The sequence below is a fragment of the Mycobacterium sp. 3519A genome, from assembly GCF_900240945.1.
Taxonomy (GTDB): domain Bacteria; phylum Actinomycetota; class Actinomycetes; order Mycobacteriales; family Mycobacteriaceae; genus Mycobacterium.
The window spans coordinates 454,204-473,521 of the sequence record NZ_OESG01000014.1 but is presented as its reverse complement, the minus strand read 5'-3'; the positions used below and the strand labels follow the sequence as shown (position 1 = coordinate 473,521).

21 protein-coding genes and 1 pseudogene are annotated in these 19,318 nt (G+C 66.4%); 8 read left to right on the top strand and 14 right to left on the bottom strand.

Features of this window, described 5'->3' with window-relative positions:
- Positions 1-49: 49 nt before the first annotated feature.
- The 4 genes from C1A30_RS23495 to C1A30_RS23480 are packed head-to-tail and all read right to left on the bottom strand — an operon-like array spanning position 50 to position 3,902.
- The gene (locus tag C1A30_RS23495) at positions 50-799 is read right to left on the bottom strand and encodes a succinate dehydrogenase/fumarate reductase iron-sulfur subunit (protein WP_101950764.1); all 750 of its coding nucleotides are present in this window, start codon (positions 797-799) and stop codon (positions 50-52) included.
- A complete protein-coding gene (locus C1A30_RS23490) occupies positions 800-2,713 on the bottom strand; it encodes a fumarate reductase/succinate dehydrogenase flavoprotein subunit (RefSeq protein WP_101950763.1) in 1,914 nt (637 codons plus the stop codon).
- A gap of 34 nt (positions 2,714-2,747) precedes the next feature.
- A complete protein-coding gene (locus tag C1A30_RS23485) occupies positions 2,748-3,566 on the bottom strand; it encodes a hypothetical protein (RefSeq protein WP_101950762.1) in 819 nt (272 codons plus the stop codon).
- A gap of 45 nt (positions 3,567-3,611) precedes the next feature.
- The gene (locus tag C1A30_RS23480; protein WP_101950761.1) at positions 3,612-3,902 is read right to left on the bottom strand and encodes a hypothetical protein; all 291 of its coding nucleotides are present in this window, start codon (positions 3,900-3,902) and stop codon (positions 3,612-3,614) included.
- 111 nt (positions 3,903-4,013) lie between these two features.
- On the opposite strand from C1A30_RS23480, the gene C1A30_RS23475 reads away from it, so the two are divergent.
- Together C1A30_RS23475 and C1A30_RS35435 are read left to right on the top strand one after the other, a co-directional pair.
- Positions 4,014-4,772: an isocitrate lyase/phosphoenolpyruvate mutase family protein gene (locus C1A30_RS23475; protein ID WP_101950760.1), complete on the top strand. Its 759-nt coding sequence runs from the start codon at positions 4,014-4,016 to the stop codon at positions 4,770-4,772.
- 9 nt (positions 4,773-4,781) lie between these two features.
- Positions 4,782-5,132, top strand: a complete 351-nt coding sequence (locus C1A30_RS35435; RefSeq protein WP_142392654.1) for a hypothetical protein — start codon at positions 4,782-4,784, stop codon at positions 5,130-5,132.
- Here the strand turns inward: C1A30_RS35435 and C1A30_RS23470 are convergent, their stop codons facing one another.
- Complete coding sequence (locus C1A30_RS23470; protein ID WP_101950759.1) at positions 5,133-5,651, bottom strand: helix-turn-helix domain-containing protein; 519 nt, start codon at positions 5,649-5,651, stop codon at positions 5,133-5,135. It lies immediately after the preceding gene.
- Between the two features lie 58 nt (positions 5,652-5,709).
- On the opposite strand from C1A30_RS23470, the gene C1A30_RS23465 reads away from it, so the two are divergent.
- Positions 5,710-6,234, top strand: coding sequence for a DUF302 domain-containing protein (locus C1A30_RS23465; RefSeq protein ID WP_101950758.1), 525 nt, complete (start codon positions 5,710-5,712; stop codon positions 6,232-6,234).
- A gap of 12 nt (positions 6,235-6,246) precedes the next feature.
- Complete coding sequence (locus C1A30_RS23460; protein WP_101950757.1) at positions 6,247-6,744, top strand: hypothetical protein; 498 nt, start codon at positions 6,247-6,249, stop codon at positions 6,742-6,744.
- A 53-nt stretch (positions 6,745-6,797) separates the two neighbouring features.
- Here the strand turns inward: C1A30_RS23460 and C1A30_RS23455 are convergent, their stop codons facing one another.
- The gene (locus C1A30_RS23455) at positions 6,798-7,205 is read right to left on the bottom strand and encodes an Hsp20/alpha crystallin family protein (RefSeq protein ID WP_101950756.1); all 408 of its coding nucleotides are present in this window, start codon (positions 7,203-7,205) and stop codon (positions 6,798-6,800) included.
- 205 nt (positions 7,206-7,410) lie between these two features.
- Here C1A30_RS23455 and nirB point away from each other — a divergent pair, with 205 nt between their 5' ends.
- The 3 genes from nirB to fdxA are packed head-to-tail and all read left to right on the top strand — an operon-like array spanning position 7,411 to position 10,801.
- A complete protein-coding gene (gene nirB / locus C1A30_RS23450) occupies positions 7,411-9,978 on the top strand; it encodes a nitrite reductase large subunit NirB (RefSeq protein WP_101952831.1) in 2,568 nt (855 codons plus the stop codon).
- Complete coding sequence (gene nirD / locus C1A30_RS23445; protein ID WP_235010161.1) at positions 9,975-10,400, top strand: nitrite reductase small subunit NirD; 426 nt, start codon at positions 9,975-9,977, stop codon at positions 10,398-10,400. The genes nirB and nirD overlap by 4 nt, the downstream gene beginning before the upstream one ends.
- A 50-nt stretch (positions 10,401-10,450) precedes the next feature.
- Positions 10,451-10,801: a ferredoxin gene (fdxA, locus tag C1A30_RS23440; RefSeq protein ID WP_101950755.1), complete on the top strand. Its 351-nt coding sequence runs from the start codon at positions 10,451-10,453 to the stop codon at positions 10,799-10,801.
- Between the two features lie 19 nt (positions 10,802-10,820).
- Here fdxA and C1A30_RS23435 read toward each other — a convergent pair whose 3' ends face one another.
- The 5 genes from C1A30_RS23435 to C1A30_RS23415 form a co-directional block, all read right to left on the bottom strand.
- Positions 10,821-11,579, bottom strand: coding sequence for a superoxide dismutase family protein (locus tag C1A30_RS23435; RefSeq protein ID WP_369974175.1), 759 nt, complete (start codon positions 11,577-11,579; stop codon positions 10,821-10,823).
- 52 nt (positions 11,580-11,631) lie between these two features.
- Positions 11,632-12,312: a sirohydrochlorin chelatase gene (locus C1A30_RS23430; protein WP_101950754.1), complete on the bottom strand. Its 681-nt coding sequence runs from the start codon at positions 12,310-12,312 to the stop codon at positions 11,632-11,634.
- Positions 12,309-13,457, bottom strand: a complete 1,149-nt coding sequence (locus C1A30_RS23425; RefSeq protein ID WP_101950753.1) for a uroporphyrinogen-III synthase — start codon at positions 13,455-13,457, stop codon at positions 12,309-12,311. Before C1A30_RS23425 ends, C1A30_RS23430 begins: the two co-directional genes overlap by 4 nt.
- Before the next feature lie 56 nt (positions 13,458-13,513).
- Entirely contained in the window at positions 13,514-14,908 is a 1,395-nt protein-coding gene (locus C1A30_RS23420; RefSeq protein WP_101950752.1) for a NarK/NasA family nitrate transporter, read from the bottom strand.
- 96 nt (positions 14,909-15,004) lie between these two features.
- On the bottom strand, positions 15,005-15,568 hold the full coding sequence (locus tag C1A30_RS23415; protein ID WP_101950751.1) for a GNAT family N-acetyltransferase: 564 nt from the start codon (positions 15,566-15,568) through the stop codon (positions 15,005-15,007).
- 116 nt (positions 15,569-15,684) lie between these two features.
- Between C1A30_RS23415 and C1A30_RS23410 the strand changes: the two are divergent.
- A pseudogene (locus C1A30_RS23410) lies at positions 15,685-16,938 on the top strand (IS30 family transposase).
- Between the two features lie 44 nt (positions 16,939-16,982).
- On the opposite strand, the gene C1A30_RS23405 reads toward C1A30_RS23410, so the two are convergent.
- The 3 genes from C1A30_RS23405 to C1A30_RS23395 form a co-directional block, all read right to left on the bottom strand.
- Positions 16,983-17,867 carry a 5-oxoprolinase/urea amidolyase family protein gene (locus C1A30_RS23405; protein ID WP_101952829.1) on the bottom strand — a complete coding sequence of 295 codons (885 nt, stop codon included), beginning with the start codon at positions 17,865-17,867 and terminating at the stop codon, positions 16,983-16,985.
- Entirely contained in the window at positions 17,864-18,541 is a 678-nt protein-coding gene (locus tag C1A30_RS23400; protein ID WP_200828408.1) for an allophanate hydrolase subunit 1, read from the bottom strand. The genes C1A30_RS23405 and C1A30_RS23400 overlap by 4 nt, the downstream gene beginning before the upstream one ends.
- A 75-nt stretch (positions 18,542-18,616) precedes the next feature.
- Entirely contained in the window at positions 18,617-19,309 is a 693-nt protein-coding gene (locus tag C1A30_RS23395; protein WP_200828407.1) for a queuosine precursor transporter, read from the bottom strand.
- Positions 19,310-19,318: the final 9 nt, after the last annotated feature.

Sequence of the window (19,318 nt, the reverse complement as noted above, 5' to 3'; positions counted from 1 at the left end):
CGTCCTCGCGTTGATTGGCCGCTGTATGCAGGTTACCCGCGCTCAGCGCTCATCGGCGGAACAGTTTGCTTCCCAGCCACACCACGGGGTCGTACTTGCGGTCGGCAGCACGCTCCTTGAGTGGGATCAGCGCGTTGTCGGTGATCTTGATGTGTTCCGGGCACACCTCGGTGCAGCACTTGGTGATGTTGCAGTAGCCGAGGCCGTGCTCCTCCTGTGCCTGCACGGCACGGCGGTCATGCGTGTCCAGCGGATGCATGTCCAGTTCGGTCTGCCGCATCAGGTACCGCGGCCCGGCGAACGCCTTCTTGTTCTCCTCGTGGTCGCGGATCACGTGGCAGGTGTTCTGGCACAGGAAGCACTCGATGCACTTGCGGAACTCCTGAGACCGGTTCACGTCCTCCTGCATCATCCGGTACTCGCCGGGCTGCAGATCCTTCGGCGGCGTGAACGACGGGATCTCCCTGGCCTTTTCGTAGTTGAACGACACATCGGTGACGAGGTCGCGGATGACGGGGAACGTCCGCAGCGGGGTGATCGTGATGGTCTCGGTCGGGTCGAACGTCGACATCCGGGTCATGCACATCAGCTTCGGTCGGCCGTTGATCTCGGCTGAACACGAACCGCACTTACCCGCCTTGCAGTTCCACCGCACCGCGAGGTCACCGGCCTGGGTCTGCTGCAGGCGGTGGATGATGTCGAGCACCACCTCGCCCTCGTTGACGTCGACGGCGAAATCCTGCAGTGCGCCGCCGTCCTCGTCGCCCCGCCACACCCGCAGCTTCGCTTGATAGGCCATTCAGCTTCTCCTTGCCGGGTGGTTGACGAGCTCTTCAGCAGTGAAGTACTTCTCGAGTTCCTCGATGTCGACGAGTTCGAGCAGATCGTCCCGCATGGGCACCTGGTCCTCGCGGGTGATGGTGACATCGGGCACCACCTGGTCGCCCTCCGCGCGGCAGACCAGCAGCGTCTTGCGCCACGACGCGTCCATCGACGGATAGTCGTCGCGGGTGTGCCCGCCGCGGCTTTCGGTGCGCTCCAGCGCGGCCTTGGCGATGCATTCGCTGACCAGCAGCATGTTGCGCAGGTCGATGGCCAGATGCCAGCCCGGGTTGAACTGCCGGTGCCCTTCGACCTGGACCTTCTTGTAGCGCTCCCGCAACTCGGTCAACTTCTCCAGCGCCTCGGTCACCTCGTCGGCCTTGCGGATGATGCCGACCAGGGTGTTCATCGTGTCCTGCAGGTCGAGTTGCAGCGTGTACGGGTTCTCCGCGCGGTCGCCGTTGGTCGGCCCGTCGAACGGCGCCAGCGCCAGCTTGGCGGCATCCGCCAGTGCGTCCTCGGACACCTTCGGCCGCTCGGGCAGCGCCCTGACGTAGTCGGAGGCACCCAGCCCCGCGCGGCGGCCGAACACCAACAGGTCCGACAGCGAGTTGCCGCCCAGCCGGTTGGAACCGTGCATACCGCCGGAGCACTCACCTGCGGCGAACAGACCTGGCGTCTTCGCCGCGCCGGTGTCCGGGTCGACCTCGATGCCGCCCATCACGTAGTGACAGGTCGGACCGACTTCCATCGGCTCCTTGGTGATGTCGACCTCGGCCAGCTCCATGAACTGGTGATACATCGACGGCAGCCTGCGCTTGATCTCCTCGGCGGGCAGCCGCGACGCGATGTCGAGGAACACGCCGCCGTGCGGTGAGTTACGCCCGGCCTTCACCTCGGAGTTGATGGCGCGGGCCACCTCGTCGCGGGGCAGCAGATCGGGGGTGCGCCGCGCGGAGTCGTTGTCCTTGAGCCACTGGTCGGCCTCTTCGATGCTCTCCGCGTACTGGCCTTTGAACACCGGCGGGATGTAATCGAACATGAACCGGGTGCCCTCGGAGTTCTTCAGCACCCCGCCGTCGCCGCGCACACCCTCGGTGACGAGGATGCCCTTCACGCTGGGCGGCCACACCATCCCGGTCGGGTGGAACTGGACGAACTCCATGTTGATCAGCGTCGCGCCCGCCCGCAGCGCCAGTGCGTGCCCGTCGCCGGTGTACTCCCACGAGTTCGATGTGACCTTGTAGGACTTGCCGATTCCGCCGGTGGCCATCACCACCGCGGGCGTCTCGAACAGGATGAAGCGGCCGCTTTCCCGCCAGTAGCCGAAGGCCCCCGCGATGCGGTCACCATCCTTGATCAGGTCGGTGATGGTGCACTCGTGGAACACCTTGATGCGGGCTTCGTAGTCGCCGAATTCGGCCTTGTCCTCCTGCTGCAGCGAGACGATCTTCTGCTGCAGGGTGCGGATGATCTCAAGGCCGGTGCGGTCGCCGACGTGCGCCAACCGGGGGTAGGTGTGGCCGCCGAAGTTGCGCTGGCTGATCCGGCCGTCCTTCGTGCGGTCGAACAGGGCGCCGTAGGTCTCCAGCTCCCAGACGCGGTCGGGTGCCTCCTTGGCGTGCAACTCGGCCATCCGCCAGTTGTTCAGGAACTTGCCGCCGCGCATGGTGTCCTTGAAGTGGACCTGCCAGTTGTCCTTCGGATTGGCATTGCCCATCGCGGCCGCGCAGCCGCCTTCGGCCATCACGGTGTGCGCCTTGCCGAACAACGACTTACAGACCACCGCGACCTTCAAACCGCGTTCGCGTGCCTCGATGACCGCACGCAAACCCGCGCCGCCGGCACCGATGACGACGACGTCATAGGAGTGCCGCTCAACTTCCGCCATTAATGAACCTCACTATTGCTTTCGGAAAACCTTGTCAGCCAATGAATCTCAGGTCAGAGATGGTGCCGCTGGCCACCAGCATGATGTAGAAGTCGGTCACCATCAGCGTGCCGAGCGTGACCCACGCATACAGCTTGTGCCGGGTGTTCAACGCGCTCACCTGTGTCCAGAACCAGTAGCGGACCGGGTGCTTGGAGAAGTGCTTGAGGCGGCCGCCGACGACGTGACGGCAGGAGTGGCACGACAGCGTGTAGATCCACAGCATCACCACGTTGCCGACGAGAATGAGGTTGCCCAAACCGAATCCGAAGCCGGATGGCGATTGGAAGGCGACGATCGCGTCGTAGGTGTTGATCACCGAGATGATCATGGCGATGTAGAAGAAGTACCGGTGGGTGTTCTGGATGATCAGCGGAAAGCGTGTCTCGCCAGTGTATTTCGCGTGCGGTTCGGCCACCGCGCATGCGGTCGGCGACTGCCACACCGAGCGGTAGTAAGCGCCGCGGTAGTAGTAGCAGGTCAGCCGGAACAACAGCAGGAACGGCAGCGACAGCGCGGCGTAGGGCAGCCACCACACGTCGGGCAGGAACTGACCGAAGTGACTGGCCTCAGGGGTGCAACCGGTGCTGACGCAGGGCGAGTAGAACGGCGTCAGGTAGTGGTATTCGGGCACGTAGTAGTTGTTCTGCAGGAACGCCCGCACCGTCGCATAGATGACGAACGCGGCGAAGCCCAGGTCGACGATCAGCGGCGACTGCCACCACCGGTCGGTGCGAAGGGTGCGTTGCGGAATTTGGGCACGGCTCGGTGAAAAGACGCCGGTCGCTTTGCGGTCGGCGGTGGGTGCGCTCACTTTTCCCTTTCGGTGTGGTTATGTCCCGCTGAGAAGGCCGCGGCGCTAGCCGGCGACTCCTCTGTCGTCTTCATCGCCCCAGAAGGCGGTGTCGTAGGGGGTGTCGGGGATGGTGATCTTCTCGGCGCCGGGTTGGTGGCGGGTCACGCCCCTGGTCAGTTCGAGCTCTTCGGCGTCGATGTCGAGGCGGTCGATGTCGTTGAGGATGCGTTCGGCATCGTTGACAATCCGGCGGGTGGCAGGGCTGTCGCCATACTTCGATGCCAGCGAAGTGACGCACCGCCGCAGGCTTCCGATTAGCTCGTGCAACTCGGTAAGTTCGGTAGTGCTCGACATTTGACCTCCTTGGGCTGAAGGGTGTCTCGAATCACAGTACGACACCCGATGTTAGTTGCATCAGGGGGTTTGGAGTGAGACAGATCACGTCGCAGAAGCGGAGGTAGGTCCATGTCCAGCCAGGTTCTCGCGGAGCGTGCAGAGACATTGCTGGGGCTGCACCGGCCGGGCGATCCGGTGGTCCTCCCTACGGTCTGGGACGCGTGGTCGGCGCGGATGGCGACCGACGCCGGCTTCGTTGCGCTGACCGTCGGCAGCCACCCGATGGCCGATTCGATCGGCAAGGCCGATCAGGAGGGCATGACGTTCGACGACGTGGTCACTCGAGTCGGCCAGATCACCGCGGCCGTCGACGTGCCGGTGTCGGTCGACCTCGAATCGGGTTATGCGCAGTCGCCAGCCCGCCTGATCGAGGGTCTGCTGGAGGCAGGCGCGGTCGGCCTCAACATCGAGGACACCGTGCACTCCGACGGTGGGCGGTTGCGGTCGTCGGCCGAGCACGCCGAACTCGTCGGCGCGTTGCGCCAGGCGGCCGACGCTGCCGGGGTACATGTGGTGATCAACGCGCGCACCGATCTGTTTCTTCGTCAGGACGGCGACGAGGCCGACCGGGTCGACCGTGCCATCGCGCGCCTGAAGGAGGCCGCGGCCGCAGGCGCCGACTCGTTGTACCCGATCGGTCGGCTTGATCCGGATACGTTGCGGCGCTTGGCTTCTGAGTTGCCGCTGCCCATCAACGCGGTCGCGCTACCGGATCAGGACGACCCCGCGTCGTTTGGACCGCTCGGCGTCGCGCGGATCAGCTTCGGTCCGTTCTGGCAGTACGCACTCGCCGCCTACTCCAAAGAGATGTTGGCGCGTTGGGCTTAGCATTCCGCCGTGAGTCCTGACGACGACGGCAGTTGGCACAATCAGCAGTCGGTGATCGTGGCCGCGGGGGTGGCGGCAGTCGTGCTGATCGCGATCCTGGTGTGGGCGGTGCTGCGCACGGCCGATGATTCGTCGCGGCCACCGGCGCCCGCCGAGTTGCCTGCGTCGTCGGCGACGGCGTCGACGTACACCACCAGTTCGACGTCGAGCACGACTTACCCCATGCCGAGCGTGCAGACCAGCCAGGACAACCCGTCATTGACGGGTCCGGCCCCGTCGGCGCCGTCCGACGACGGCCCCGGCGGCGACGCGACCGACTCCACGGAGTCGAGCACCGCGACCAACGCTGGCCAGATCTGATCAGTCGACGTTTCGTACCGGTTCGAGTAACCGGTGCGGTCGGCTCAGCGCCCGGCTTACGGCGTCGGCGCGCTTCCGCGGCCTGCGCGGCGGATGGACGACGAGGTCGGCAGGCCCGGGCTGCTGACCACACCTGGAGCAGATCGCGTCGGCGCGGATGGTTCCGCCGCATCCGGCGTGCTTGAACGCGCGCCGGACCGGGCGCTCCAAGTAGTTCTCGTTGCCCCAGGCGATCAGGGACCACAGCGTCGGCCACAGTCGCCTGCCCTTGGGAGTCAGCACGTATTCGTCGCGGCGGCTGGCGGCCCCGACTCGCGCCAGCACGCCCTCGTCGACGAGTAGCGAGAGCCGTTGCGCCAAGACCGCCTTCGGAATTGCGAGGTGTTCGGCGAAGTCGCTGAACCGTCGGACACCGTAGAAGGCGTCACGCACGATCAGCAACGTCCATCGCTCGCCGACGATCTCGAGGGACCGCGCGATCGGGCAGCTTTCGGCGGCGTACTCGCGGGGCAGCGGCATGGAATGAAGTATCGCATTCGGACGGTTCAATGATTGAACCGTAGGAAAGGGATCGCCGATGACCGGACCATTCACAAGGCACGACCACACGATGACGCGGGTGGACGTGTCCACCGGTGTCGGCTTCGAGGAATTCCTCGCCGCGTTCGAAGCCGCGGCGCCGCCGTCTGATTCGGCGCGCGTTGCACAGATCGTCGGGTCCGGCGGCAGCTGGGACGACGTGCTCGCCCAGGCGGCAGGCAACGCGCCCAACGACCTGATGGTGTACGCCAAGCTGGACGCCACTGCAGTGATGCGGGCGGCGGGCCACGACGTCAAGGCCGTGGAGTACCTGCTCGGCAACCACACCATCGCGGAAACCATGTTCCGCCACGACCCGCGGGCGATGCTGTACGCACCACTGCGGGTGCTCGTGTACAGCGACCCCGACGGCAACGCCGTGTTCTCGATGGACCAGCCCGGTCCCGCGTTCGGCAGCCTCGGCATCGCCGACGTCACCGAGGTGGGCGTGGGCCTGGACCGCAAGGTGGCAAACCTGTTGCGGGTCATCGGAGTTGACCCGGGGGATGCCTTCGGTGCCTAGTAGGGTCGAGCAATGCAATCGTCGAAACTCCGCGCTGGCGCTGTCGCGCTGCTCGTCGCTACGGCGGGCATCGCCGCAAGCTTCACCGGCGCCGCGGCGTCCTCAGGTGGGCCCACCTTCGTGCCGTTCTCCAGCCTGTTCCGCACCTGCAGCCACGACCAGACGCACTGGGTGTCGGCCACCGGCTACGGCAGCGGCGGCGCGGAGATCGGCGTGGGCCCCGGCGGCGTCACCGCCGACGTTCGACTTGCCACCGCCCAACCCAACACGCGGTACACGGTCCGGCTGATCCAGGTGCCCAGGCCTTCGGAGCGCACATGCACCGCGGGCGACCCTGGAGTTGTTGTCGGCGACCTGTTCACCGACGCCAGCGGAAGCGGCACCACCAGGCTGGCCGGACCGGTCGCCGACGGAGCAACCGGCGCATGGGTGTCCGTCGACGGCCCGCCGAAACCCGGAAGGGTGATCGGCGACTTCTACACCTCGGAGTTCGTCGCGCCGCTGGGCTAGACGACAAATCCGGTGGAACCGCTTTGGTCCCACCGGATTTGGTCGCGAGGGTGTTACTTGCTCTCGATCGCGATGCGCTGCGCCTCGGCGCTCTTGTGCGCACCGGCGATGCGTACGCTCAGCACGCCGGCGTCATAGGACGCCGAGATCGCATCGCTGGTCACGTGGCCGGGCAGCTTGAACGACCGCCGGAACGATCCGTACCGGACCTCGCTGAGCGTGCGCCCGTCCTTCTCCTCCGAGTACTCGTCGCGGCGCTCGCCGCGGATCACCAGCTGGCCCCTGTCGACCTCGACGGTGACGTCCTTCGCCACGTCCACGCCCGGCAGTTCCAGGCGTACGACGGCGTCGTCCCCGTCCTTGACGACTTCGGCGGCCGGGCTGAAACCGGTGAACACACCCGGCTTGATCCAACGGTCGATCTCCCAGGTAGGCCTGGCCCACAACGTCACTTGGCTCATCGTTGACTCTCCTTCGTCACGCCGTGACCGGCACCACGCCGGTCGACTACCTGTAAGAACTTGAGTCACCTCCGCTCATGTTCCAGCTGGGCGTTCGCCGTTGGCGAACGGCTCACAGAGCGGCGCAAACATCGGTGAGAAGTCCGTGATGGGCGCTTCACACGAGGCGACATTGCGGCAATATCCGCTGCATAACCTCGGCGTCATGCGCTCTTCATCTCGCGTCGTGGTCGTCGGCCACGGCATGGTCGGTCACCGGTTCGTCGACGCGTTGCGGTCACGCGACGCCGAGGGCGAGTGGCGGGTGACGGTACTGGCCGAGGAGGCGGACGCCGCCTACGACAGGGTCGGCCTGACCGGCTACACCGAGCACTGGGACCGCGCGCAACTCGCACTTCCCGGTAACGACTACGCCGGCGACGACCACGTCGAGTTGCGGCTGGGCAGTCGGGTCACCGAAATCGACCGGGCGGCCAAGACGGTGTTGACAGAGGCCGGCGACCGCATCGGCTACGACGCCCTGGTGCTCGCCACCGGTTCGTACGCGTTCGTCCCGCCGGTGCCCGGCCACGATCTGCCGTCCTGTCACGTGTACCGCACCCTGGATGATCTCGATGCGATCCGCGCCGATGCGACCCGCGCCATGCAGGCAGGCGGCACCCCGACGGGTGTCGTGATCGGCGGCGGACTGCTCGGGCTCGAGGCGGCGAATGCGTTGCGGCAGTTCGGCCTTGCCACCCACGTCGTCGAGATGGCGCCGCGGCTGATGGCCCAGCAACTCGACGAAGCGGGCGGAGCGCTGCTCGGCCGGATGATCGGTGAACTCGGTATCACCGTGCACACCGGCGTCGGCACCGACAACATCGCGCCCTCGCAACGCAACCGGCCCGTGCGGCGCTCCGCCGAGACCGACTCGGTGCGGGTGACGCTGAGTGACGGCACGGTCATCGACGCGGGAGTCGTCGTCTTCGCGGCAGGCGTCCGTCCGCGCGACGAACTCGCTCGCGCCGCGGAGCTGCCGCTCGCCGACCGGGGTGGCGTGCTCACCGATCTGTCCTGTGGCACAAGGGATCCCAACGTCTACGCGATCGGCGAGGTGGCCGCGATCGAGGGCCGCTGCTACGGCCTTGTCGGTCCCGGCTACACCAGCGCGGAGGTGGTCGCCGACCGCCTGCTCGGCGGCACCGCGGAATTCCCCGAGGCCGACATGTCGACCAAACTGAAGCTGCTCGGCGTCGACGTCGCCAGCTTCGGCGACGCGATGGGCAGCACGCCGAAGTGTCTCGAGGTGGTCGTCAACGACGCGGTCAACCAGACCTACGCGAAGCTGGTGCTGTCCGACGACGCCAAGACACTGCTCGGCGGCATCCTGGTGGGCGACGCCTCCTCGTACGGCGTGCTGCGGCCCATGGTCGGTGAACCGTTGCCCGGTGATCCGATGGCACTGATCGCGCCGGCCGGATCCGACGGGGGCGCAACGGGACTCGGTGTCGGAGCACTGCCTGCCGCCGCGCAGATCTGCTCGTGCAACAACGTCACCAAGGGCGACCTGTGCGACGCCATCGCAGGCGGTTGCAGCGATGTCCCCGCACTCAAGGACTGCACCAAGGCCGGCACCTCCTGCGGTTCCTGCGTCCCTCTGCTCAAGCAACTGCTGGAGGCCGAGGGCGTCGAACAGTCCAAGGCGCTGTGCGAGCACTTCAGCCAGTCGCGGGCCGAACTGTTCTCGATCATCTCCGCGACGTCGATCCGGACGTTCACCGGGCTGATCGAACGGTTCGGCACCGGAAAGGGTTGCGACATCTGCAAACCGGTGGTCGCCTCGATTCTGGCGTCGACCAGTTCGGAGCACATCCTCGACGGTGAGCAGGCCTCGCTGCAGGATTCCAACGACCACTTCCTGGCCAACATCCAGAAGAACGGCAGCTACTCGGTGGTGCCGCGGTCACCCGGCGGCGAGATCACGCCGGAGCAGTTGATCCTGATCGGTGAGATCGCACGGGATTTCAACCTCTACACCAAGATCACCGGCGGCCAGCGCATCGACATGTTCGGCGCGCGGGTCGACCAGCTTCCGGAGATCTGGCGCAGGCTTGTCGACGGCGGCATGGAATCGGGGCACGCCTACGGCAAGGCGCTGCGCACGGTGAAGAGTTGCGTCGGCAGCACCTGGTGCCGGTACGGCCAACAGGACTCGGTCGAGATGGCGGTCAACATCGAGAAGCGCTACCGCGGCCTGCGTGCACCGCACAAGATCAAGATGGCCGTATCGGGGTGCGCGCGGGAATGCGCGGAAGCGCAGAGCAAAGACGTCGGTGTCATCGCGACCGAAAAGGGTTGGAATCTCTACGTGTGCGGCAACGGCGGTATGTCGCCGCGCCACGCGCAATTGTTGGCCAGCGACCTGGACGACGAGACGCTGATCCGCTACATCGACCGGTTCCTGATGTTCTACATCCGCACCGCCGACCGGTTACAGCGGACGGCGCCGTGGCTGGAGGCGATGGACGTCCCCGACAAGTCAGGCCTGGATCACCTGCGTGAGGTCGTGTGCAACGACTCACTGGGCCTGGCAGAGGAATTCGAGGAGGCGATCGCCCGCCACGTCGAGGGCTACGCCTGCGAATGGAAGGGCGTCCTCGAAGACCCGGACAAGCTGTCGCGATTCGTGTCGTTCGTCAACGCGCCCGACGTCGCGGACCCCACCGTCGAGTTCACCCACCAGTCGGGTCGTATCGTGCCCGTCGGAATGCCTAAGGTGCCGCAAAGATGACTCTTGCCAACGACATCGAGGTCTGGACGACCGCATGCGCGTATGACTTCCTGATCCCGAACCGCGGGGTGGGGGTGCTGCTGCCCGACGGTGCGCAGGCCGCGTTGTTCCGCCTCGACGACGGGTCGTTGCACGCGGTCGGCAACATCGACCCGTTCTCCGGGGCCGCGGTGATGTCACGAGGCATCGTCGGCGACCGGGGTGGCCGCGCGACGGTGCAGACGCCGATCAAGAAGCAGGCGTTCGCCCTGGACGACGGCACCTGCCTCGATGATCCCGAAGTCGCGTTGCCGGTATTCGCCACCCGCGTCGTGGACGGTCAGGTGCAGGTCGGCGCCGAGCTTTCCAGCGCGAGCAGACGCAGAATGTCACGAAATGCCGCGTTGCCGGGCCCTTCTGTGTCTGCTCGCCGCGGGAACTAGGGACTTTTGGCCCACGACTTCGCGTGCAGGTGTTACTTACAGTTACACCTATGACCTATGTGATCGGTAGCGCATGCGTCGACGTGATGGACAAATCGTGCGTCGAAGACTGCCCGGTTGACTGCATCTACGAGGGCGATCGCATGCTCTACATCAATCCCGACGAATGTGTGGACTGCGGTGCGTGCGCCTTCATCTGCCGGATGGACGCGATCTACTACGAGACCGATCTGCCCGCTGATCAACAGCAGTTCCTCGCCGACAACGCCGCCTTCTTCAGCGAGGTGCTGCCCGGGCGTGACGCCCCACTGGGTTCGCCCTGCGGCGCGGCGCAGCTAGGACGCGTCGGAGTCGACACCCCCTACGTGGCCGGGCTGCCACCCAACGAGGGTCACGGCTAGCCGGGAGGCGCGGTCGTCGTCACCGTTGCTTCCGTTGTGCTGGTGGTGGTCGTCGTCGCGCTGGGACTGGTCGTCGTCGTGGCCGTCGTCGGCGAGGTCGTCTCGGTGACCGTTGCGGGCGGGGCGGGCGGGGCGAGGCTGGGGGGGACGGTCGACGTCGGGATCGACGTGGGGACCGGTGTGCCGGGGGGGGGTGCCGGACGTGGCCCGCCCGCGGCGGGGGGGTGGGGGGGCCCCGCGTGGAGACCGATGTGCCGGTGGCGGTCGCCGGACTGAGCACGCCGCAGGCGATGCGTTGGTCGGACTCCGCGGTCTCGTGCAGCACGATGGACGAGCCCTGCGGGCCCTTGAGCTGATCCTGGGTGAAGCCGTCGGTGGTGGCGACGAGTTTGCCCGCGCCGTCGGAACGCACCAGCAGTGGTGGCAGGTCGCCGCTGGCGGGCTGGCCGGTGTGTCCGGGGGCTTGGAAGTGCTCCCCTGCAGACGCGAAGTCGCCCTCGCACGTGCCGACCGCGTGGATGTGCAACCCGTGGAATCCGGGCGTAAGCGCACCGTCGGCGGCGGTCTCGACGGTCACCGTGGCGTACCCGCCGGTGAAGTCGATGGTGGCGTTCGCGACGTGCCTACCGTCGGCCGTATTGAGCTGGGTCGTCAGCGCTTGGGCGTTGGGTGCCGAAGTCGTCGTCGTTGACGGATTTTCGGTCGACTGGTTGGCGCAACCACTTGCAACGGCGACCGGTGCGGCGAGCACGGCAACGGCAGCGACGAATTTCAACATGGGCGCGGCGTACCCCGCCGACCCCCGTGACAAACGGTCAGTTTGCGAAGCTTCAGGCCGCGGCCGCATACCGGGCGCGGCTGAACCGGTTCGCGATCAACCGGACCAGGCCGGGGTGGGTGCCGAGTGGCTCGGTCACCACGTCGGCGCCGCAGTCGCGCAGACGATCCTGAAACAGGCCCTCGGACAACAGGTACGACGCGACCACAACCCTGGTGGCGCCGCGTCGCCGTAGCGAGTCGACCGCGTCACCGACGCGTGGTGTGCCGGTCGCGGCGAACGCGAGTTCCACACGAGAGCTGGTGAGCGCCGACAACCAGGTCGCCATCATGTGCAGGTCACGCTGCGCACCAGGATCGGATGTACCCGCCGCCGCCAGGATCACCGAATCGTCTGGCCGCCAACCGGATTCGAACAGCCGGTCGGCCAGCACCCGCACCAGTTGCGGACCCGGACCCAGCGCCTGCGTCACCGTGACGTCGAGATGTCTGCTCGCGTCGACGTGCGCTGGGATGTCGCTGGTGACGTGATATCCGCGGGAGAGGAACGCGGGCACGACGATTGCCGATCCGGTCATCGACGCCAGCACCTCGGACGGCGTCGGGCCGAGCACGTCGACGAACGACACGTGCACCGTCTGCCCGAGTGTCTGCGACACCCGCTGCGCGAGCTCACCCACCATTGTGACGCCCTGTCGCTTGCGGGTGCCGTGCGCGACCAGCAATAGGCTCATTGCGTGTGCGCCAAATCGTCGTCGACCGCCAGTCGGTAGCCGCGTTTGACCACCGTCGACACGATGTTCTTGTCGCCCAACGCGGTTCGCAGCCGCAGCACCGCGGTCTCGACGGCGTGCGTGTCGGTGCCGGTGCCGGGCAGCGCCCCGAGCAGATCGAACCGTGACACCACCGCGCCGGGATGATGCGCCAGCGCGCGGATGGTCGCCATCCCGGCAGGCGAAACCGCCTTCACCACACCGTCGACCATCACGCAGGTGCCCCGGATCTCGAGGATGTGGCCGGCCACCCGCAGCGTGCGCGACTGCAGCAGCGGTAGTTCGTCGGTGATGTGGCGGGCCAACGCGCCCAACCGCATCCGCTCCGGTGACGACGTCGGGACACCCAGGCGGACCAGCGGCCGCGCGGTCACCGGTCCGACGCACATCGCGTGCACGTCAGTTCGCAACGACGACAACACCTTGTCCTCGATACCAAGCTCCACCGCACGCATCAGCACCGATGCGACGGCAGGCGCCGAGGTGAAGCTGACGGCGTCGAACTTGCCCTCCGCGATGCCCGCGACCAGTTGGTCGAAGTCGCCGTTGCGGGGTGCGGGGTGCCAGCGGTACACCCGGATCGGCACGACTTCCGCACCGGCGGAGCGCAATTCGTCCAGGAACTCAGGGAACGGGTCCCATTCGTCGGTGGCGCCGTGCAACTGCACCGCAATGCGTTTACCCGCGATACCGCCATCGACCAGATAGTGCAGCACTTCCCGCGACGACTCGGATTCCGGCGACCACTCCTCCGGCAATCCCGCCGCCCGCAATGCCCCGGTCGCCTTGGGGCCTCGTGACACGATGCGCGCGTTGCCAAGTGCGCGCAGCAGATCGTCCGAAAGGCCCCAACCGTCGGCGGCGGCGAACCAGCCGCGGAACCCGATCCCCGTGGTGGCCACCACGATGTCGGGCGGTTCGGCGATCAACGATTGAGTGTTCGCCCGCAACTGCTCGTCGTCGGGCAGTGGCACCATCGCGATCGCGGCCGCGCATGTCACGGTGGCGCCGCGGCGCTCCAGCAGGGCGGCCAGTTCGTCGGCGCGGCGGGCGGAGGTCACCGCCACCCGAAAACCGGTGAGCGGTGCCCATTCGGGCTCACTCATGCGCCATGTCTACGTAGGTCATGTTTCCGCCCCGTTACTCAGCCATTGCCGAGCGGTCACGCCCTGGCGAGGTCGGTGGCAGGCTCGGCGCTGCCGACCGGCGCCGAGACCGGCCTGCGCACGTACATCGCCCAGGTCACCGCGCACGCCACCACATAGAACGCCAGGAAGATCCAGAACGCCGCGGTCGCGGAGTGACTGCTCAGATACGACTGCCGCAGCGCCATGTTGATGCCGACGCCGCCGAGTGCGCCGATCGCGCCCGCGAAGCCGATCAGCGCCCCCGACATCGCGCGTGACCAGGCCACTCGGTCGGCCTCGGGGACTGTCAGGGAGCGACTGCGGGCCTCGAAGATGGACGGGATCATCTTGTAGACCGACCCGTTGCCGATGCCCGACAACAGGAACAGCACGATGAAGCCGACGACGTAGCCGGTCATCATGGCGCCCGTCGCGGCGCCCTTGGTGTGGTCGTCCAGGGTGCTGACGGCGACCAGGATCCCGGCGCCGAAGATCATGCCCGCGAACACCGCCAGAGTGACCCGACCCCCGCCGACACGGTCGGCCAGTTTGCCGCCGTACACCCGTGACAGCGACCCGAGCAGCGGTCCGACGAACGCGATCTGCGCGGCGTGCAGCGAGGCCGAAGCCGCGCTCTGACCGCCGGCCGCGAAGTTGATCTGCAGCACCTGGGCGAAGGCGAACGCGAAACCGATGAACGAGCCGAAGGTGCCGATGTAGAGCAGCGAAATCACCCAGGTATCACGCACTTTGAGGATCGCGCCCATGGCCGTCAGGTCGATCTTGTGCTGTTCGAGATTGTCCATGTACAGCGCCGCACCGATGCCGGCCACGGCCAGCGCCACCAGGTACACCGCGCACACCCAATACGGCTGACGGTTTCCGAGGGTGGCGATGACGAGCAGGCCGACGATCTGGACCATCGGCACGCCGATGTTTCCGCCGCCGGCGTTGATGCCCAGCGCCCAGCCCTTCAGACGTTGCGGGTAGAACGCGTTGATGTTCGTCATCGAGGACGCGAAGTTGCCGCCGCCGAGGCCCGTCAGCGCCGCGCACACCAGATACGGCCACAGCGGCAGCCCGGGGTGGGCCAGCAGCCACATGGTGCCGACGGTCGGGATCAGCAGGACGAATGCCGAGAACACCGTCCAGTTGCGGCCGCCGAACGTCGCGGTGGCCAGTGTGTACGGAATGCGAAGGCACGCGCCGACAAGGGTCGCGGTGGCGCCGAGCAGGAACTTGTCGCCCGCGGAGAAGTGGTAGACCGATTCGGGCATGAACAGCACCATCACCGACCAGAGGGACCACACCGAGAAGCCGATGTGCTCGGCCACCACGGACCAGATCAGGTTGCGACGCGCGACGTACTTGTTACCGGCTTCCCAGGCTGCGACGTCCTCGGGATCCCAGTCTGTGATGCGTTTCGACATGGCGCCAACGCTAGGAACGCTTTATTGCGCACAAACGCCCCGCGATAACCCCGCCGTGAACTTCCGCTCACGTGCTGTCCGGCCAGGGTGTGAGATCTACCAGACGTCGCCTTCGCGCCAATCGCAGGTGATTTCCGCCGAGGTGTCCAGGTCGACGCTGATCGGCAGCACGAACAACCCGTTGTCGTCGTCGGGGGTGCGGGTCAGACCCGCGGGCGCCAGCACCGACGTCGGCCCGCGCCACGGCAACCAGCCTCGCGAGGTGTACATGTGCCTGCCCGCCTCCGAGGCGCTCAGCGCGCCCAGTTGGTAGGCACCGCGCAGCACTTGTTCGGCCGCGTCCATCAATGCGTGCGCCAGTCCCTGCCCGCGCCAATCTTCGCGCACCGCCACACCTTCGATGTAGCCGCAGCGCAGCGCGGTGCCGCGGTACAGCAGTCGGCGCTGCACCACGGCGGCGTGTGCGATCAGCGCGCCGTGGTGACAGATCAGGGCGTGCATGCCGCCGAGCGCGTGCTCCCAGTCGGCGTCGGTGAACTCACCGCCGAACGCCTCGATGACCATTCGGCGGGCATCCTCGCGGGTCTCGTTGTCGAGGTCGGAGGTGTGGACCAGGCGAGCGGTGTGGACTGCGCGGGTGCGAGGTTCCTGCGTGTGCACACTGCCTGTCTACCAGGATCGCGCCCTCCCCGGCTCGTCGAGTGTGAAGTTATTGCACAGTTTTCGGCCTCAGGTTCAAGGGGTGATTGCAACGGCTCCTAGCTGAGGAGTTGTTGATGCGTCCGTCGCGTTATGCCTGTGTTGGTCGTCAGTTCTGGGGTCATGTCGGCGATGGCACGTCGGTGGTGGAGGCGGCGCAGGCAGTCGGTGTGTCGGTGCGCACCGGCTGGCGCTGGTTTGCCGATGCTGGCGGGGTGAGACCCAAATTTCCTGATGAGACCGGTGTGCGGAAGTGGTCGCGGCTGGGCGAAGACGAACGTAACGAAATTCAAGACGGCATTGCCAGAGGGGAAAGCATTCGGCAGATCGGCAGGCGGCTGGGCCGCCCGGCCTCGACGGTCATGCGTGAGATCGACCGAAACGCGTTCTGCCGTGGACGATATCGTTCGCGGTACCGGTTCGGGGCGCAACGGCACGGCGGCTGGGATGCCACGCCGAGGTATCGGGCCGGCGTCGCACAGGCGCGTGCTCACGCGCGGGCTCGACGCCCGAAACCGCGCAAGCTGGCCACCAATGAACGGTTGCACCTTGAGGTGCAGAATCGGCTGCTAGACGACCACAGTCCTCAACAGATCGCCAACCGGCTGCCGATCGAATTTCCCGACGATGCGGAGATGCGGGTGTCCCACGAGACCATCTATCAGTCGATCTACGTGCAGGGTAAAGGAAATCTGCGCCGTGAGCTGCACAAATGTCTACGCACTGGGCGGGCGTTGCGCAAGCCTCAACGACGCGGTAACCAGCGCCGAGGGCAAATCCGCGACATGGTCAACATCAGCGAGCGTCCACCGTAGGTCGAAGACCGTGCCGTACCCGGCCACTGGGAAGGCGACCTGATCATGGGTAGCACCGCATCGGGTTCGGCGATCGGCACCGTGGTCGAACGCATGACTCGGTTCGTGCTGCTGCTGCATCTGCCTGACGACCACGGTGCCCTGGCAGTGCAAGAGGCCATCGTCGCGAAAATGGCTCAGCTGCCGGCGATTCTGCGTAAGACACTGACCTGGGATCAAGGCAAAGAGATGGCCAATCACGCCGCTATCGCCGCAGCGACGGAATTAGATATCTACTTCTGTGATCCGCACTCACCATGGCAGCGCGGGACCAACGAGAACACCAACGGACTGCTGCGCCAATACTTTGCTAAAGGCACCGACTTGTCGATCTTCCCGGCAGACTATCTGGACTACGTCGCCGCCAAGCTCAACAACCGGCCCCGGCAAACCCTGAGCTGGAAGACCCCAGCCGAAACCCTCGACGAACTACTCTCAAACCCGTCAAAACCACCCGCTGTTGCAATCACAGCGTGAAACCGCCGGCTCAATGCGTGTCATAAGTTCACACTCGCCGAGGGCTACTCCTCGAAGGGCTTGCGCGGGCGCGACCAGTGCAGTCGCACGGTCTGCCCTGGCCGGATCTGGGCCACTTTGTCGATGTCGTCGTCGGTGACGACGCCGATCACCGGGTAGCCGCCGGTGACCGGGTGGTCGGGTCCGAGGATCACCGGAAAACCGTTCGGCGGCACCTGAATTGCGCCGCGGGTCGCGCCTTCGCTCGGCAGCTGGCGATCGGGCCAGCGGTACTCCAGCGGCATGCCGATCAGGCGCATGCCCACCCGGTCGGTCCGGTTGGTCACCTGCCAGTTGGTTCGGATCAGGATGTCCGGGTCGACGAACCAGTCGTCGCGCGGGCCCGGCACCACCCGCAATTCGAGCACCTCGTCCTCGATGGCGGCCACCGGCGCCTGGTCGAGTTCCGGGAGCTCGCCGCTGTGCTCGCCGACCGGCAGCACGTCGCCGGGTTGCAGCGGCAGCGGACCGATCGCCGACATCACGTCGTACGACCGGGAGCCCAGCACGGGCGAGACGTCGATGCCACCGCGCACCGCGAGGTAGGTCCGCAGACCGGTGCGTGGCGCGCCGAGCGAGATCACTTCGCCGTCGTGAGCGTAGTGAATGCTGTTGGTGCCGAACAGTTTCCCGCTCACCGACGGGTCGGTGTCCGCACCCGTCACCGCGATCGCGACGTCACCGCCGCGGACCCGCGCGGAGAACCCGCCGAACGTCACCTCAATGGTGGCGTGGTCGTTGGGGTTGGCCACCAGCCGGTTGGCCAGCTGGTGGGAGCGACGGTCGGCCGCCCCGGAGTGGGACACGCCCATGTGCGCGAGGCCCGGCCTGCCGAGGTCCTCGATCAGCGCCAGCGGCCCGGTGCGCAGCACCTCGAGTGTGACGCTCATGACCGCACCTCCCGGAACTGGACCCACATCCCGGGCTGCAGCAGCGCCGGGGGTTCGGAATCGATGTCCCACAACGCGGGCACGTCGTCGGTGATCCGCCCGATCAGCTGCCAACCGCCTGGCGATTCCCGCGGATAGATGGCGCTGAACTCCCCGGCCAGCGCAACCGATCCGGCAGGCACTCTGGTCCGCGGCTCGGACTGGCGCGGCACGTTGAGCCGTTCGTCCCCGCCGATCAGATACGCGAAACCCGGTGCGAAGCCGCCGAAGCCGACGCGCCACGGGGTGGCGGTGTGGGCGGCGATCACCTGGTCGGTGCTCAGCCCGGTCAGCCGGGCCACCTCGTCGAGGTCGGCGCCGTCGTACACCACGCCGATCTCGATGTCGGCACGCCCGTCCGCCGGCGTCGCCGCGGCCAGCGCCTCGGCCGTCACCCGCAGCTTGCCAAGCCGCTGCCGGGTCGGCGCCTGATAGCGCGGGCCTGCCAGTTTCAGCAGCACCGTGCGCGACGCCGGGACGATGTCCAGCACGCCGAGCAGTTCGGCCTCGCGCAGCGTGTCTGCCCACGCCAACACCTCGGCGGTGCTGTCGAATTCGAGCAGCAGCGCCTGGTCGCCATAGTCACGTACGGCGCCGAGTGCACGTACGTCCATCACATCCGCGGTCACGCTCATATAGTGGAACTTACCCGTGGGTAGCTAAGCAGGAACCAGCTCTATGAGCCTTGCCAGAGAAGGCTTAGCGATAGCTCATATTGCCGCGCCGTACGTCGGTTCGTGGCGCTTGACGTACGCGATCACCCGGTAGGTCACCGGAAGCATGAAAACCTCGACGGCGGTCTTGTAGAACCAGCCCAGCGCCGTGTAGGTGACGAAGTCGGCGAACGTGCTGATGCCGATCGCACCTGCCGCGATACTGCAGAACACCAGCGTGTCCCCAAGTTGGCCCGCGAAAGTCGAACCGACCAACCGGGCCCATAGGTGCTTCTCTTTGGTCTTCTCCTTGATCCGGACCACCACCCACGCGTTGATGGTCTGGCCGACGATGAAGCCGGCGAGGCCCGCGATGATCAACTGGGTGTAGGCGTGCACAACGTTCTCGAAGTGCTCCTGATTGGTGTAGAAATCCGCCGCGGGCAGATAGATGGTGATCCAGAACGTGAGGGCGGCCAACCCGTTCATAGCAAACCCGAGGAAGATCGCCCGCCGAGCCGCTTTGAACCCGTAGACCTCGGACAGGACGTCGCCGATCACGTAGGTCAGCGGGAAGACGATGAACCCACCGTCGGTGATGATCGGCCCGAACGCGACGCCCTTGGTGGCGGTCACGTTGGAGATGATCACCAGCGCCGTGAAGACCGCGACGAAGATCGGATAGTACTTCGACCCCACCTGCGCGAAAGCTGCGTGCTGTGCTTCGGTCGTGGTTTGGTCGCTTGTCACCCGGTAATT